Source organism: Paenirhizobium selenitireducens ATCC BAA-1503, assembly GCF_900492185.1.
GTDB lineage: Bacteria > Pseudomonadota > Alphaproteobacteria > Rhizobiales > Rhizobiaceae > Allorhizobium > Allorhizobium selenitireducens_A.
On record NZ_UEYP01000009.1, the window covers coordinates 15,141 to 30,580 of the forward strand.

General features: G+C 63.3%; 13 protein-coding genes. 2 read left to right on the forward strand and 11 right to left on the reverse strand.

The features are described from left to right. Nucleotides 1–22 precede the first annotated feature (22 nt). From RHIZ70P_RS15510 to chvE, 9 genes are all read right to left on the reverse strand, one after another. Nucleotides 23–661, reverse strand: coding sequence for a 2-dehydro-3-deoxy-6-phosphogalactonate aldolase (locus RHIZ70P_RS15510; protein ID WP_115671388.1), 639 nt, complete (start codon nucleotides 659–661; stop codon nucleotides 23–25). After that, nucleotides 658–1,593, reverse strand: coding sequence for a 2-dehydro-3-deoxygalactonokinase (locus RHIZ70P_RS15515; RefSeq protein ID WP_115671389.1), 936 nt, complete (start codon nucleotides 1,591–1,593; stop codon nucleotides 658–660). The genes RHIZ70P_RS15510 and RHIZ70P_RS15515 overlap by 4 nt, the downstream gene beginning before the upstream one ends. A gap of 13 nt (nucleotides 1,594–1,606) precedes the next feature. Further along, nucleotides 1,607–3,121 (reverse strand): aldehyde dehydrogenase (NADP(+)), encoded by a 1,515-nt coding sequence (locus RHIZ70P_RS15520; protein WP_115671390.1) that lies wholly within the window; start codon nucleotides 3,119–3,121, stop codon nucleotides 1,607–1,609. A 21-nt stretch (nucleotides 3,122–3,142) separates the two neighbouring features. Beyond that, complete coding sequence (locus RHIZ70P_RS15525; protein WP_115671391.1) at nucleotides 3,143–4,072, reverse strand: Gfo/Idh/MocA family protein; 930 nt, start codon at nucleotides 4,070–4,072, stop codon at nucleotides 3,143–3,145. 10 nt (nucleotides 4,073–4,082) lie between these two features. Then, nucleotides 4,083–5,828: an L-arabinonate dehydratase gene (araD, locus tag RHIZ70P_RS15530; RefSeq protein ID WP_115671392.1), complete on the reverse strand. Its 1,746-nt coding sequence runs from the start codon at nucleotides 5,826–5,828 to the stop codon at nucleotides 4,083–4,085. 53 nt (nucleotides 5,829–5,881) lie between these two features. Next, nucleotides 5,882–6,847 (reverse strand): AraD1 family protein, encoded by a 966-nt coding sequence (araD1, locus tag RHIZ70P_RS15535; protein WP_115671393.1) that lies wholly within the window; start codon nucleotides 6,845–6,847, stop codon nucleotides 5,882–5,884. 10 nt (nucleotides 6,848–6,857) lie between these two features. Then, nucleotides 6,858–8,069, reverse strand: a complete 1,212-nt coding sequence (gene mmsB, locus RHIZ70P_RS15540; protein ID WP_115671394.1) for a multiple monosaccharide ABC transporter permease — start codon at nucleotides 8,067–8,069, stop codon at nucleotides 6,858–6,860. After that, complete coding sequence (gene mmsA, locus RHIZ70P_RS15545) at nucleotides 8,069–9,604, reverse strand: multiple monosaccharide ABC transporter ATP-binding protein (RefSeq protein ID WP_115671470.1); 1,536 nt, start codon at nucleotides 9,602–9,604, stop codon at nucleotides 8,069–8,071. The genes mmsB and mmsA overlap by 1 nt, the downstream gene beginning before the upstream one ends. Before the next feature lie 115 nt (nucleotides 9,605–9,719). Continuing rightward, the gene (chvE, locus tag RHIZ70P_RS15550) at nucleotides 9,720–10,790 is read right to left on the reverse strand and encodes a multiple monosaccharide ABC transporter substrate-binding protein (RefSeq protein WP_115671395.1); all 1,071 of its coding nucleotides are present in this window, start codon (nucleotides 10,788–10,790) and stop codon (nucleotides 9,720–9,722) included. A 170-nt stretch (nucleotides 10,791–10,960) separates the two neighbouring features. Here chvE and RHIZ70P_RS15555 point away from each other — a divergent pair, with 170 nt between their 5' ends. Further along, on the forward strand, nucleotides 10,961–11,902 hold the full coding sequence (locus RHIZ70P_RS15555; RefSeq protein ID WP_115671471.1) for a LysR family transcriptional regulator: 942 nt from the start codon (nucleotides 10,961–10,963) through the stop codon (nucleotides 11,900–11,902). A gap of 77 nt (nucleotides 11,903–11,979) precedes the next feature. Then, nucleotides 11,980–12,378, forward strand: coding sequence for a DUF2794 domain-containing protein (locus tag RHIZ70P_RS15560; RefSeq protein WP_115671396.1), 399 nt, complete (start codon nucleotides 11,980–11,982; stop codon nucleotides 12,376–12,378). A gap of 69 nt (nucleotides 12,379–12,447) precedes the next feature. On the opposite strand, the gene RHIZ70P_RS15565 is transcribed toward RHIZ70P_RS15560, so the two are convergent. Further along, nucleotides 12,448–13,005 carry a GNAT family N-acetyltransferase gene (locus tag RHIZ70P_RS15565; RefSeq protein ID WP_115671397.1) on the reverse strand — a complete coding sequence of 186 codons (558 nt, stop codon included), beginning with the start codon at nucleotides 13,003–13,005 and terminating at the stop codon, nucleotides 12,448–12,450. A 150-nt stretch (nucleotides 13,006–13,155) separates the two neighbouring features. Next, a complete protein-coding gene (locus tag RHIZ70P_RS15570; protein ID WP_115671398.1) occupies nucleotides 13,156–15,033 on the reverse strand; it encodes an MFS transporter in 1,878 nt (625 codons plus the stop codon). Nucleotides 15,034–15,440 lie beyond the last annotated feature (407 nt).

Sequence of the window (15,440 nt, forward strand, 5' to 3'; positions counted from 1 at the left end):
ATGGACGCCTAGGGAGAGGCCGTCAGGCCGATACGGCGGCATCATAGGCGGCGACCGTGCGCTTTGCCTTTTCTGCCACCGCTGCCGCGCTGTCACCCGGCTTGTAAAGGCTGGAGCCGAGGCCGAAACAGCTGACGCCAACCTTGAGATAGGCGGCGAAATCGGCATCCGACACGCCGCCGACCGCACCGATCGGCAGGCCCGGCGGCAGGATGGCGCGGATGGCGGCGATGCCCTGCGGCCCGAGCGCGCTGGCGGGGAAAAACTTGAGCGCCGCCGCTCCGGACCTGGCCGCCAGCAGTGCCTCGGTCGCCGTGAACACGCCGGGCATGGTGACCATGCCGTGCTCGACGGCGCGGCGAATGACCGCCGGCTCGACATTGGGCGTCACCAGCAGATTGCCGCCGACACTGTTCAGCCGGTCGACCTGCGGGACCTCGAGCACCGTCCCTGCGCCGATCAGGCAGGAAGCGGGCGCGAGACGCCGTGCCTTCTCGATCGAGGCAAACGGTTCGGGCGAGTTGAGCGGCACCTCGATCGCCTCGAATCCGGCTTCGACGAGAACATCGACCACCCCCTCGATCTCCTCGGGCCGAATGCCACGCAGGATGGCAACCAGATTGCGCTTGAGGTTCGGCCAGGCGATGGCGGGGGTGGTCATGGTGCGATCTCCGGAAAGCGCTGGGGATAGAGAGCTCGCGCCGCGGCAAACAGGCCCTTGCGGACCAGTTCTCCGCCATCGAGCGATACGGTTTGGACACCGGCGAGCAAAAGGGCTGCGGCATAGAGCTCTGTCAACGCACCGCTTCCGATCAGCTGAACGCTTTGGGCCGGACCAAGACGGGGCCGCATGGCGGCGATTTCCGCGCCAAGCAGCAGGCCGGACAGGCGCGAAGCCGCACTGGCCTCGTCGGCGCCGGCAAGCAGGCCCCGGGCACGGATTGAAAACAGGCGTGTGGTAAGGCTGAAGTCAGGATCGAGCGCTTCCTCGACCGCCTCGCCGAAGGCCGGGTGGCCGGCGGATGCCCGGCCCTCGCCGATCGACAGGCGCAGGATCGATTGCCGGCTGAAAAGCTGGAAGAGTTCGCCGGTCATGACCGTGCTGAAACGGCTGATTCGCCCTTCCTCAAGAGACACCCATTTGGAATGCGTGCCCGGCAGGCAGAAAAGCGCATCGGTGAGACCATTCGAAACGGCGCCGAGAAGCTGTGTCTCCTCGCCGCGCATCACGTCTTCAGCACCAGCGGTGCGCTGGCAGACGCCGGGTAGGATCCTGACGTCGCGCCCGGTTCCGGGCGCCGCGACGGCCTGACGGGGAAGCTCCATAAGGCCGGCTGGCGTCTCGGCATAGGGCGCCTCGATCCAGCCGGCGCGCGCGCCCGCCATGCCGGCGACGACCGCCGGCAGATCGGGAGCGGCGCCGAGCGCGGCAAGATGGCTTTCCAGAACGCCAGCGAAACGGTCCGGCGAAAGCGTCCCCATGCCTTCCGGCGATTGCCGTTCCCCGAGCACGCCCGCCTCGGCATCGACAAGCCAGACGCGCAGATTGCTCGTTCCCCAGTCGACCAGGGCCACCGCGGCTTGCGTGCTCATCCTGAAACGTCCCTTAGCGCAGGTCTTCCGGAAGCAGGGCGACCGGGATGTCCTGGTAGCAGACCGGCCGCAGGAAGCGGCGGATCGCCATCGTGCCGACGGAGGTCGCGCCGAAATTCGTCGAAGCCGGATAAGGACCGCCATGGACCATCGCATCGGCCACTTCGACACCGGTCGGGAAACCGTTGGCGAGAAGGCGGCCGGCCTTGCGCTCGAGGATCGGCAGGAGCTTGGCGCCGAGCGCCTCGTCACCAGCCTCGAGATGGAGCGAAGCCGTCAGCTGACCTTCGAGGCTACGGGCGACGGCCAGCATCTCGTCGGTGTCGGTCACGGTGACGATCATGCCGAGCGGGCCGAACACTTCCTCGCCGAGCGCATGATTGGCGAGCCACTCCTTGCCTGTCGTGGCGAAGAGGTAAGGCGTCGCATTGCGCAGGTCGCAGGTCGAGGTCAGAACCGAGCGAACGCCTTCGACGGAAGCGATCTTCGTCGCGCCCTTGCGATAGGCCTCGGCAATGCCCTCGGTCAGCATCGTCTGCGGGGCGACCGCCGAAAGCGCCTGTTCGGCGGCCTTGGTGAAGGCATTGGCGGTCTCGCCTTCGATCACGACGACAATGCCCGGATTGGTGCAGAACTGGCCGGCGCCCATGGTGAGCGAACCGACCCAGCCCTTGGCGATCGCTTCGCCGCGCGCAGCCATGGCCTGCGGCAGCAGGAACATCGGATTGACCGAACCAAGTTCGCCGAAGAAGGGAATGGGCTCGGGGCGCTTGGCGCAGAGGTCGAACAGGGCGCGGCCGCCACCGAGCGAGCCGGTAAAGCCGATCGCCTTGATCAGCGGATGCTGAACCAGCGCGGTGCCGACCTCGCGGTTTCCGCCCTGGACGAGCGAGAACACGCCGGGATGGACGCCGCAACGCTTGATGGCGGCATCAATGGCGGCAGCGACGATCTCGGCCGTGCCGGGATGGGCTTCGTGACCCTTGACCACGACGGGGCAACCGGCGGCCAGCGCCGATGCCGTGTCGCCGCCGGCCGTGGAGAAGGCGAGCGGGAAGTTGGAGGCGCCGAACACGCCGACCGGGCCGATCGGCCGCTGCATCAGCTTGAGGTCGGGACGCGGCAGCGGCTGGCGATCCGGCAGCGCTGCGTCATGGCGGCGGTCGAGATAATCGCCCTTGAGGATATGCGTTGCGAACAGCCGCAACTGGCCAACGGTCCGGCCACGCTCGCCGACAAGGCGCGCCTTGGGAAGGCCGGTCTCGCCGGAGCCGATTTCGGTGATGTCGTCACCGCGTGCGTCGATCTCCTCGGCAATAGCTTCGAGAAAGGCGGCGCGCTCCGCACGGCTGGAATAGCCATAGGTTTCGAAGGCCTCTTCCGCGGCGCGCACGGCTTCGTCCACCAGGGCGGCCGAACCGAAGGAGAAATTCCGCACCGGACCTTCCGCAGGCGAGGAGGAGAAGGTCTCGCTGCCCGCTACCCAGCGGCCGGCAATCAGGTGCTTCCCGGTAAATTCATAAGCCATGGCAATTGTCCCTTTAATCGATCAGTCTTCGAAGGCCTCGACCTCGAGGCGCTCTGCGCACAGGAAGGCGTCCGCCACCAGCCGCAGCGGCTGGAAATCGACGTCGCTTTGGCGCGCCCGGATGAGCGCGGCGAACCGCTCGTAGATACCGGCATATTCCCGGTCGGGTCCAGCCGTGTTTTCGATGCCATCGAAAAACAGTTCGGCACCGCCCTTGGAAAGCCGCAGCGTCCCCTGGTCGGTTTCGACCGTGATGTCCCAGGTCTGCGGTCCTTCCTGGCGCCAGTCGAACACGGCGGAAACCGGCGCATCGGACAGCGTGCGCATGGCGATGTCGGCGGCGATCGGCTGTTTGCGATTGGCCGGGAAGGAGAGGCTCGCCTTTTCGACAAGAATCCGGCCGGGTACGATCTCGGTCAGGATCGACAGCGCATTGATGCCGGGGTCGAAGACGCCGAAGCCGCCGGGCTCCCAGATCCAGGCCTGACCGGGATGCCAGCGGCGGACGTCTTCCTTCCAGACGATGGATATGGAGCGGATTGCCTTGTCGGCAAGCCAGGCCTTGGCCGGCGCGACGCCGAGGGCAAAGCGCGAATGCCAGGTGGCAAAGAGCGTGACGCCGGCCTCGCGGGCGAGATCGGCGAGCGCTTCCGCCTCGCCGAGCGTGGTTGCTGGCGGCTTTTCCATCAAGACGTCATGGCCGGCGGCGATCGCCTTGCGGGCCATGTCGAAGCGAACCTCCGGCGGGGTGCAGAGCGAAACGGCGCGGATGCCCGACCGCGTGGCGAGGAAAGCACCGAAATCCGTATGGTTCTCGATACCTTCGACCTTGCCGTGACGGCTCACCGCCGCCTTCAGATCGAAATCGCTCCCCTCGGCGATCGACGGGATATGCTGGTCGCGGGCAATCTTGCCGATACCGACGAGAGCGATCGAAATGCGGTCTTGCATGGCCGTTTTCCTAGTGCGAATCCTTGCCGACGGCCGAACCGCGGCAACCCTTAAGGAAGTCGAAATCGGCACCGGTATCGGCTCCCTCGACGTGATCGTGGAACATGCGGGCATAACCGCTGGCCGGCGGCTCGACCGGCGGGCGCCAGGCGGCAAGCCGGCGCTGCAGTTCCTCGTCGGGAATGTCGAGATGGATGCGGCGATTTGCGACGTCGACTTCGATCATGTCACCATTCCTGACCACGGCGAGCGGACCGCCGACGGCGGCTTCCGGCGAGGTGTGCAGCAGCACCGTCCCATAGGCAGTTCCGGACATGCGGGCATCGGAGATGCGGACCATATCGGTGATGCCCTTGCGCAGCACCTTGGGCGGCAGGCCCATATTGCCGACCTCGGCCATGCCCGGATAACCCTTGGGACCGCAATACTTCATGACCATCACGCAAGTCTCGTCGATGTCGAGGTTCTCGTCGTTGATCTTCGCCTTGTAGTCGTCGATGTCCTCGAACACGACGGCACGGCCGCGATGCTGCATCAGGTGCGGCGATGCGGCGGAAGGTTTCAGGACGCAGCCCTTCGGCGCCAGGTTGCCCTTGAGCACGGCAATGCCGCCCTGCTGGGTGAGCGCGCGTTCGACCGGACGGATGACGTCGTCGTTCCAGTTGCGAACGTCCTTGACCTCGTCCCAGATCGGTCCGCCCGAGACGGTGAGCGCGTCCTTGTTGAGCTTGCCGGCCTCGCCGAGCATCCTAAGGACCACCGGCAGGCCGCCGGCATAGAAGAACTCTTCCATCAGATACTCGCCCGACGGCATGAGATTGACCACGGTCGGCACGTCGCGGCCACAGCGATCCCAGTCGGCCAGCGTCAGGTCGACACCGATGCGGCCGGCGATGGCCAGCAGGTGCACGACCGCATTGGTGGAGCCGCCGATCGCGCCATTGGTGCGGATGGCGTTCTCGAAGGCCGCCTTGGTGAGGATGTCGGAAGGCTTCAGGTCGTCCTTGACCATCTGCACGATGCGACGCCCGGTCAGCTGCGACATGGCGCGGCGACGGCTGTCGACGGCCGGGATCGCGGCATTGCCGGACAGCGTCATGCCGAGCGATTCCATCATCGAGGCCATGGTCGAGGCGGTGCCCATGGTGTTGCAGGTACCGGTCGAGCGCGACATCGAGGCCTCGGCCTCGAGGAATTCGTCCTGGGTCATCTCGCCGGCCTTGACGGCTTCCGAGAACTTCCACAGATGCGTGCCGGAACCGACGCGCTCGCCGCGGAAATAGCCGTTCAGCATCGGCCCGCCGGAGACCATGATGGTCGGCAGGTCGACGGAGGCGGCGCCCATCAGAAGCGACGGCGTGGTCTTGTCGCAGCCGACCAGCAGCACGACGCCGTCGATCGGCTGGCCGCGGATCGCCTCCTCGACCGCGAGCGCGGCGAGGTTGCGGTACATCATCGCCGTCGGGCGATAGGTGTTTTCGGATGCCGAGAACACCGGAACCTCGACCGGGAAGCCGCCGGCTTCCCACACGCCCGCCTTCACCTTTTCGGCGAGTTCGCGCAGGTGACCGTTGCACGGGGTCAGATCCGACCAGGTGTTCATGATGCCGATGACCGGGCGCCCGTCGAACAGGTCGTGCGGGTGACCCTGGTTCTTCAGCCAGCCACGATGGTAGATGTTGTCGCGGGTATTGCCGCCGAACCATTCCTGGGATCTAAGCTTGCGGGGCCAAATTGCCGGTTTGAAAGCGCTCATGGCTGTTCTCTGTCTCTTTGCTGGTGGCGTGGCGCCGCGCGCGGCGTCCGTATTCAGAGCATGGTTACGTCAGGATTTCCGGCGGCGGCGCGCGCCAGCGGGTTCTTGAGCGGCAGGCCGAACGCACCCGCCTGGACCTCGAACACGTCGCCGTCCTCGGCCTTGATGCCATCGGCGAACGACAGCGTCGCCGTGCCGAACATGTGCACATGCAGATCGCCCGGCTGGCGGAAGAGATCATACTTGAAATGGTGGTATTCGAGATTGGCGATCGTGTGGGACATATTGTCCTCGCCCGAGAGGAAGGGCTTTTCCCAGATCACCTTGTCCCCGCGCAGGATACGCGAGGTGCCCTCGATATGCGCCGGCAGCGGGCCGACGAGCATTTCCGGGCCGAACGAGGCCGGGCGCAGCTTGGAATGCGCGAGGTAGAGATAGTTGATCTTCTCTGTGACGTGGTCGGAGAACTCGTTGGCGATGGAGAAGCCGAGGCGGAACGGCGTGCCGTCCTTGCCGATCAGGTAGAAGCCGGCGATTTCCGGTTCTTCGCCGCCGTCGAGGGCAAACGAGGGCGACACCAGCGGCTCGCCGGACGCCACGGCATTGACGCCGGTGCCCTTGTAGAACCACTCGGGCTGTACGCCTCGTTCGCCGGCCTTCGGCTTGCCGCCCTCGAGGCCCATGCGGAACATCTTCATCGAGTCGCTCATGCCGACGGTATCGGCATGCATACTGTCGCGGGTCGAGGCCGAGCCGGTATGGGTGAGCCCCGTACCGGTCAGGAACATGTGGGCCGCATCGGGATGACGGACCGGGCAATCGAGCTTGCCGGCGGCAGCAAGGGCCGGCAGATCGACGAGTTCACCCTCGCCCCGGCTGGCGATGCAATCGGCCAGCGTGGTGCCGGCGGCAATCGCCGCCTTGGCCAGTTCATAGGTGGAGGCGAAACCCGGCACGAGGCGCGCAGATTCCCCCTGGCGGCAAATGACGCCACCATCCTTCAATTGCGACAGGTACATATCTCTTACCTCAGACTGCTTTGTTCTTGTTGTAGACGTCGAAGAAGACGGCGGCGAGCAGCACCAGACCCTTGATCAGTTGCTGATAGTCGATGCCGATGCCCATGATCGACATGCCGTTGTTCATCACGCCCATGATGAAGGCGCCGATGACCGCACCGATAATGCGGCCGACCCCACCCGAGGCCGAGGCGCCGCCGATGAAGCAGGCGGCGATGACGTCGAGCTCGAAGCCGACGCCGGCCTTCGGCGTCGCCGAATTGAGGCGGGCGGCGATGATCATGCCGGCGAGCGCCGCCAGCACGCCCATGTTGACGAAGGTGTAGAAGGTCAGCCGCTCGGTATTGATGCCGGACAGCTTGGCCGCCTTCTCGTTGCCGCCCATCGCATAGATGCGCCGGCCGATGGTCGATCGGGTGGTGACGAAGGTGTAGAAGGCGATCAGAATGCCCATGACGACCAGCACGTTCGGCAGGCCGCGATAGGTCGACAGCTGGAAGCCGAGGAAGATGGCAACGACGCTGATGACCGCCATCTGGCCGGCGAAGAAGACGAAGGGCTCGTTCGGCGTACCGTGCTGTTCGTTGAGCCGGCGGTTCTTCAGGCCCGAATAGATCGCCCAGCCGACCAGCGCCAGAACGGCGAGCAGCGCCACGTAGTTCTTGACGAGGCTCGTGGCCGGATCGGTGAACGACAGGAAGTCCGGGATGAAGCCGGTCGACAGAAGCTGGAATTCCTTCGGGAACGGGCCGATCGGCCGGCCTTCGAGGACGACATATGTGAGGCCGCGGAAGACCAGCATGCCGGCCAGCGTGACGATGAAGGACGGGATCTTCTGGTAGGCGACCCAGTAGCCCTGGGCGGCGCCCATGGCGGCGCCGATGATGAGACAAAGCGGCACGACGAGCGAGAAATGCCAGCCCCATTTGACCAGCATGATCGCCGATATGCCGCCGATGAAGGCGACGATCGAGCCGACCGAAAGGTCGATATGCCCGGCCACGATGATCAGCAGCATGCCGAGCGCCATGATGATGATGAACGAGTTCTGCAGGACCAGATTGGTGATGTTGACCGGCTTGAACAGGACGCCGCCGGTCAGGAACTGGAACAGCAGCATGATGACGACGAGCGCCAGCAGCAGGCCGTATTCGCGAATATTCTTGCGCAGATAGTCGCTGACGGAAACTTTCGGGGTTTCGGTGCGGGTGTCGATTGCCATTAGTGTTTCTCCCCCGAGCGCATGATGGCACGCATGATGGATTCCTGGCTCGCCTCGCCCTTGGAGAGTTCAGCGACGATCCGGCCTTCGTTCATCACGTAGATCCGGTCACAGGTACCGAGCAGTTCGGGCATTTCCGACGAGATCATCAGAATGCCCTTCCCCTCTGCGGCTAGCTGGTTGATGATGGTGTAGATTTCGAATTTCGCCCCGACGTCGATGCCGCGTGTCGGCTCGTCGAGGATCAGCACTTGCGGATCGGTGAACAGCCATTTCGACAGCACGACCTTCTGCTGGTTGCCGCCGGAAAGATTGACGGTTTCCTGGTAGATCGAGTGGGAGCGGATACGAAGCTTGGACCGGTAGTCCGAAGCGACGCGGGCCTCCTTGCGCTCGTCGATGAAGCCGTTGTTCGACACGCCGTCGAGATTGGCGAGCGTGGTGTTGTGCATGATGTTGTTGTTCAGGACGAGGCCAAGATGCTTGCGGTCCTCGGTCACGTAGGCAAGGCCGGCTCCGATCGCCTTCGGGATGGTGCTGACATCGACCGGCTTGCCGTGCATGAACACCTGGCCGGAAATCTTGTGGCCCCAGGACTTGCCGAACAGGCTCATCGCGGTTTCGGTGCGTCCGGCCCCCATCAGGCCGGCAATGCCGACCACTTCGCCGGCGCGCACGGTAAAGTTCACGTCATGCAGGAACTGGCGGTCGCGGTGGTTCTGGTGGAAGACATTCCAGTTCTTCACCTCCAGCAGGGTCTCGCCGATCTTGGGTTCGCGCGGCGGATAGCGGTCTTCCATCGCCCGGCCGACCATGCCGCGGATGATGCGGTCCTCGGTGATCTCCTGGGTATGACAGTCAAGCGTCTCGACGGCGCCGCCATCGCGCAGGATGGTGATCTGGTCGGCCACCTTGCGGATTTCGTTGAGCTTGTGGGAAATGATGATCGAGGTCATGCCCTGCTTGCGGAACTCCATCAACAGGGTGAGCAGGGCGTCCGAATCGGTCTCGTTGAGCGATGCGGTCGGCTCGTCGAGGATCAGCAGGCGGACCTTCTTGGAAAGCGCCTTGGCGATTTCGACCAATTGCTGCTTGCCCACCCCGATGTCGGTAATCAGCGTCGATGGCGAATCCTTCAGGCCGACCTTCGCCAGAAGCTCCTGCGTGCGGGCAAACGTCGCCGGCCAGTTGATCACGCCATTGCTGGCGATCTCGTTGCCGAGAAAAATGTTCTCGGCGATCGACAGGAGCGGCACCAGCGCCAGCTCCTGGTGAATGATGATGATGCCGAGCTCTTCGCTGTCGGAAATGGTGGAGAAGCGGCGGACTTCATTGTCGAAGTGGATCTCACCCTCGTAGGTGCCGGCGGGATAGACCCCGGAAAGCACCTTCATCAGCGTCGACTTGCCGGCGCCGTTTTCGCCGACCAGCGCGTGGATCTCGCCTTCGCGCACCTTGAAACTGACATTGTCCAGGGCCTTCACGCCCGGAAACGTCTTGGTGATGCCGCGCATCTCGAGAATAATCTTGTCCATGTGCAGAATTCCGGCGCGGCGCGGCGACACGATCATCAAGCCGGCGGCGCAAGCTCCCTAAATGCTACGGCAAAAGGGGCCCGCGACGGATCGCGGACCCGGGTCAATCAAGAGATCAGTTGTCGATCTGCTCGGCGGTGTAGTAACCGGAGGAAACCATGACGTCCTTGATGTTGGACTTGTCCACGGCGACCGGCTTGAGCAGGTGGGACGGAACGACCTTGACACCATTGTTGTAGGTCTTGGTGTCGTTCACTTCCGGCTCCTTGCCTTCCATCACGGCGTCGACCATCGATACGGCGACCTTGGCAAGCTCGCGGGTATCCTTGAACACGGTCGAATACTGCTCGTCGGCGAGGATCGACTTGACCGAGGGGAGCTCGGCATCCTGACCGGTGACGACCGGCATGGCCATGTCGCCCGAGCCGTAGCCGACGCCCTTGAGAGCCGAAAGAATACCGATCGACAGGCCGTCATAAGGCGACAGAACGCCATGGACCTTGTCTTCGGTATAGGTCGAGGACAGCAGGTTTTCCATGCGGGCCTGGGCGACGGTGCCGTCCCAACGCAGGGTGCCGACCTGTTCCATGCCCTGCTGGCCGGACTTTACGACGATTTCGCCGCTGTCGATCATCGGCTGCAGGATCGACATGGCGCCATCGTAGAAGAAGAAGGCGTTGTTGTCGTCCGGCGAACCGCCGAACAGTTCGACGTTCCACGGCTTGGTGTCCGGGAACTTCGCCTTGAGACCGTCGACGAGGCTGGTGGCCTGGAGGACGCCGACCTGGAAATTGTCGAAGGTGGCATAGTAGTCGACATTGCCCGAGTCACGGATCAGGCGGTCATAGGCGATGACCTTGACGCCCGCGTCGGCCGCCTTCTGCAGGATGTCCGACAGCGTGGTGCCGTCGATGGCGCCGATCACGAGGACCTTGGCACCCTTGGTGACCATGTTCTCGATCTGGGCAAGCTGGTTCGGGATATCGTCATCGGCGAACTGCAGGTCGGGCTCGTAGCCGGCCTCCTTGAACAGCTTTTCCATGGTCTCGCCATCCGAGATCCAGCGCGTCGACGTCTTGGTCGGCATGGAAATGCCGACAACGCCCTTCGTTTCCGCAATTGCCTGCGACGCGAACACCGAAATGCCCAGCGCGACAGACGCAATAAGAGTGGTAATTTTCTTCACGGAATTCCTCCCTGGCTGATCGTCCGGCTCCAGCTCCGTCTGGCAACCGTACAGTGCAAGAACCGGCGACGACACGAGGCCCGCCTGATCCGAGCCGAGTCATAGCGCTTCGGATATACCGTTCAAATGATTAGTTTGACTTTCTGCATACCGTAATTGATATGTTCTCCATGTCCGAAAAGCTCGCCAACCGCCTTCTGCCCAAGCATTTCAGCCTGATTCGCGCCATTGCCGACTATGGCCAGTTGAGCCTGGCCGCCAATGCGCTGTCGATCACCCAGCCGGCCGCATCGCGCATGCTGGCCGAGATCGAGCGCCATGTCGGAGCGCCGGTCTTCGTGCGCACGCCCAAGGGCATGGAAGCCACGGCGATCGGCTGCGCGCTGGCGCGGCGGGCGGAAAACCTGCTGGAGGAGATCCGCGAAGCGGCGCGCGAGGTCGATGCCATCCGCCGCGGCCTGACGGGAACGGTCAGGGTCGGCGCCGTCACCGGCGGGGCGGTGGGATTTGTTGTGCCGGCGATACAGGCGCTGAAGGCCGAGGCCGAGACCGCCGACGTCCATGTCGAGGTTGCCCCCAGCGATGCGCTGATCGCCGAGCTTCTTGCCGGCCAGCTCGATTTCGTCCTCGGGCGCATTCCGGCGGGAATCGACGCCCGACAATTTACCATCAGCGGCGTTCTGACCGAGGAGGTCGACCTGCTGATCCACCAGAGCCATCCGCTGGCCTATGCCGAGAAGCTGACGATGGCGGACCTGGTGCATTTTCCCTGGGTCATGCAGGCACCCGGCGCGCCGGTACGTCAGGCACTGGAAGGCGTCTTCATCGCGCAGGGTGCAGCGATCCCGTCGAACATCGTCAACACGACCTCACTGCTGGTGATGATCGCCATGCTCGCCGCATCGAACGCGATTGCTCCCATGTCGCGCGAGGTTTCCGACCTGCTCTGTCGCCACACCACGGGCTCCGGCCTTTTGCCGCTCGACATCCGCGAGCCGATCCGCGTCGCGCCCTACCACCTGATCAGCCTGACGACGCGGCGAATGACGCCGGTCGCGCAGCGCATGCGCGATCTCGTAATCGCCGAGTTCGACAACCGTGGCCGCAGTTGAAACCCTAGGCTTGCAATTTCGACTCCATGAGGCAGACTGTCATCTGTTTGTTACGAAGGCGAGGTCTCGACACTTCCATGAGCGATCAGTCGGAGAGAGGAGCCGAAGAGAGCGGCAATCGCGACACGGGTACCGCCGCCGTCGTCGACATTCATCAATATCGCCAGTCCCGCGATCCGCTGCCTGTCACCTTCCATCGCCGTGAACTGGATGCAATATTGTGGATCTACGGCCGCATGGTCGGCGAAGGCGCGTGGCGCGACTATGCAATCGACCATCTGAAGGACAAGGCCGTCTTCTCCGTGTTCAAGCGGTCGGGCGAATACCCGCTCTACAGGATCGAGAAGGACCCGAAGCTCGCCGCCAAGCAGGGCGCCTTCTCGGTGATCGGCGCCGATGGCAGGATTCTCAAGCGCGGGCACGAGCTGAAACAGGTGCTGAAGGTGTTCGACAGGACGCTCAAGCTCGTTGACTAGCGGCTATCTCTGTTTTCGTTCGTCTTTTCGGAAAACCGGCATCCACTTGTCCGAGGCAAACTCCGGCTCTCAACCCGCAAAGAGCGTGCCCGGATAACGCGCCGGATCGGGATCGCTCGTGTCGCCATCGCCGAGCGCGATCTGCATGAAGGCGGTATCCAGCCATTGGCCGAACTTGAATCCGGTCCCGGTCAATGTCCCGACAGGATGAAAACCACAGGCCCGATGAACGGCGATCGAGGCGAGGCTGGCGCCACCGATGACGGCTACCATCTGCCGGAACCCGAGATCGGTGGCGCGCAGCACCAAATCCTGCAGCAGCATCTTGCCGATCCCCTTCCCGCGCGCCTCCGGCGCCAGGTAGATCGAATCCTCGACCAGCCAGCGATAAGCAGGACGTGTCCGGAACGCGGATGCATAGGCATAGCCAAGCACCGTGCCCATCGGATCCATTGCGACGATGTAGGGATAGCCTTGACGTGTAATCGCTTCGAACCGCGTCCTCATTTCCGCCTCGTCGGGCGCGGCGAGTTCGTAGCTTGCCGTCCCCGTGAGGACCGCCTCGGCATAGATGCGTGTGATTGCGGCAAGGTCAGCCGCAGCGGCGTCTCGAAGAGTGACTGTCATGGGATACCGGGCAAAGCGACATGGCATTAATCTTCCATAGCGCCATCACCACTTCAAGCCATCGAAATACGCGCATCACCGACAATACGAAAAAGCCCGGCGCACTGGCGCCGGGCTCTCCGATTGCTCTTCCATAAGGTCAGAGCGACCTTAGGCGTTGATGTCATTGTCCTTGGTTTCCCGCAGGAAGATCATGCCGACGACGAAGGAGAAGCCGGCGATGATGATCGGATACCACAGACCGTAGTAAATATCACCCTTGGCGGCGCTCATGGCGAAGGCCGTTGCAGGGAGAAGACCACCGAACCAGCCGTTGCCGATGTGATAGGGCAGCGACATGCCGGTGTAGCGGATGCGGGTCGGGAACATCTCGACGAGCATGGCGGCGATCGGGCCGTAGACCATGGTGACGTAGATCATCAACACGGTGAGGACACCGATGACACCAACCCAGCTGACCTTGGCAGGATCGGCGACCATCTTGAACGCACCGCCATTGGCGATCGTGTAGACGGCCATTTCGGGAGCGGCTGCGGCTTCTTCGGCCGTCAGCAGCTTTTCCTTGACCAGATCGGCGGTCGGAACCGTTGCCTTTTCGCCGGCGCGGATGGCGGCGGCATCAAGGGCGAGTTCCGGGTTGGCGGCAACGAAGGCATCCAGCTTGCTGTCCGGAACCTTGACGGCCGCGCGAACCAGCGGATAGCCGTTGGTCTGCAGGGCAAGGTTGATGCCCTTCTGCATCTTCGCATCCAGAGCCTTGGCCTGGTCCGCCGACTTGATGGCGTCATAGCTCTCGATGGTCGCGTCACCGATCTTGATCGTGGCAACGGAGCCGGCCGGGCCAGCGACGACATCATACGGAACCGAGTTCCGGGTCAGCGTCGAGGTGGCAATGTCGCACGAGGTGGTGAACTTGGCCGTACCCGTCGGGTTGAACTGGAAGGTGCAATCCTTCGGATCGGAGGTAACCGTTGCACGGATGTTTTCCTGCGCTGCGAACAGAGCCGGGTTACCGAACTGGGTCATGGCCTTGAAGAGCGGGAAATAGGTCAGAACGGCGAGAAGCAGGCCGGCCATGATGATCGGCTTGCGGCCGATCTTGTCGGACAGCCAGCCGAAGACGACGAAGAACATGGTGCCGATGGCGAGCGCGATGGCGACCATGATGTTGGCGTCCTGCGGATCGACCTTAAGGACGTTCTGCAGGAAGAACAGGGCATAGAACTGGCCGGAATACCAGACCACGGCCTGACCGGCGACGGCGCCGAGCAGGGCGAGAATGGCGACCTTGGCGTTCTTCCACTGACCGAAGGCTTCGGAGATCGGCGCCTTGGAACGCGTGCCTTCTTCCTTCATCTTCGTGAATGCCGGGGATTCGTTCATCTTCAGGCGGATCCAGACCGAGACGGCCAGAAGCAGCGCGGAGAGAAGGAACGGAATGCGCCAGCCCCAGGCTGCGAAGGCTTCGCGGCCCATGACGGTCTGGATGCCGAGGATGATCAGCAGCGACAGGAACAGACCGAGCGTCGCGGTCGTCTGGATCCACGAGGTGTAGAAACCGCGACGGCCGTGCGGCGCGTGTTCCGCGACATAGGTCGCCGCACCGCCGTATTCACCGCCGAGCGCCAGGCCCTGCAGCATGCGCAGCACGATCAGGATGATCGGAGCGGCGATGCCGATGGTGGCCGAACCGGGCAGCAGACCGACCAGGAAGGTCGAGGCGCCCATGATCAGAATGGTGACGAGGAAGGTATACTTGCGACCGACCATGTCGCCGAGGCGGCCGAACACCAGCGCGCCGAACGGGCGAACGAGGAAGCCGGCAGCGAATGCCAGCAGCGTGAAGATGTTCCGGGTTGCTTCCGGATACTGCGAGAAGAAGGTCGCGCCGATATAGAGCGCCAGTGAACCGTAAAGATAAAAATCGTACCACTCGAAAACCGTGCCGAGCGACGAGGCAAAGATGACCTTGCGCTCCTCGGCAGTCATGCCCCGCGGCGAGCCGCTGACGGCTGCGACATTTGCCATTGTTATTCCTCCACAAGATTACGTTCCCCGCCGACCGCCGACCCACCACTCCTCCGGGTCGCTTTGTCGCGGTTACGGGTTGTTTACAAACTGGCAGAAAACGGCGGAAATCAAGAGAGATGCTTTGGGCTTATGACTTAAGTCTAAGGCAACGGTTTCCCATGGTCGCAAATGGGCCGACGCGATGGATTCGGCGTGTCTTTTTGCGACATATCCACCTTGACGCAAGGCGGTCGGGGCAAGCCGATCACCCTGGAACAGGAGCCGGCTGTCCGAGCCGCCCGTCAAGATGAAAGCCCGCCTTGTGCTTGACTCTGGCAAAAAACCTCTTAATAGCTCGGCGGGAATAGGGATTCGCTCATGTATTCTTTCTGCTCACACATCGCAGACGGATTGAGCCTGGCGCA

Bases quoted from the DNA above. Each gene is read 5' to 3' on its own strand.
- RHIZ70P_RS15510 (WP_115671388.1), bottom strand. From the start codon at position 661: ATGACCACCCCCGCCATCGCCTGGCCGAACCTCAAGCGCAATCTGGTT.
- RHIZ70P_RS15520 (WP_115671390.1), bottom strand. From the start codon at position 3,121: ATGGCTTATGAATTTACCGGGAAGCACCTGATTGCCGGCCGCTGGGTA.
- RHIZ70P_RS15570 (WP_115671398.1), bottom strand. From the start codon at position 15,033: ATGGCAAATGTCGCAGCCGTCAGCGGCTCGCCGCGGGGCATGACTGCC.
- mmsB (WP_115671394.1), bottom strand. From the start codon at position 8,069: ATGGCAATCGACACCCGCACCGAAACCCCGAAAGTTTCCGTCAGCGAC.
- RHIZ70P_RS15555 (WP_115671471.1), top strand. From the start codon at position 10,961: ATGTCCGAAAAGCTCGCCAACCGCCTTCTGCCCAAGCATTTCAGCCTG.
- RHIZ70P_RS15560 (WP_115671396.1), top strand. From the start codon at position 11,980: ATGAGCGATCAGTCGGAGAGAGGAGCCGAAGAGAGCGGCAATCGCGAC.
- RHIZ70P_RS15565 (WP_115671397.1), bottom strand. From the start codon at position 13,005: ATGACAGTCACTCTTCGAGACGCCGCTGCGGCTGACCTTGCCGCAATC.
- RHIZ70P_RS15525 (WP_115671391.1), bottom strand. From the start codon at position 4,072: ATGCAAGACCGCATTTCGATCGCTCTCGTCGGTATCGGCAAGATTGCC.
- RHIZ70P_RS15515 (WP_115671389.1), bottom strand. From the start codon at position 1,593: ATGAGCACGCAAGCCGCGGTGGCCCTGGTCGACTGGGGAACGAGCAAT.
- araD1 (WP_115671393.1), bottom strand. From the start codon at position 6,847: ATGTACCTGTCGCAATTGAAGGATGGTGGCGTCATTTGCCGCCAGGGG.
- araD (WP_115671392.1), bottom strand. From the start codon at position 5,828: ATGAGCGCTTTCAAACCGGCAATTTGGCCCCGCAAGCTTAGATCCCAG.
- mmsA (WP_115671470.1), bottom strand. From the start codon at position 9,604: ATGGACAAGATTATTCTCGAGATGCGCGGCATCACCAAGACGTTTCCG.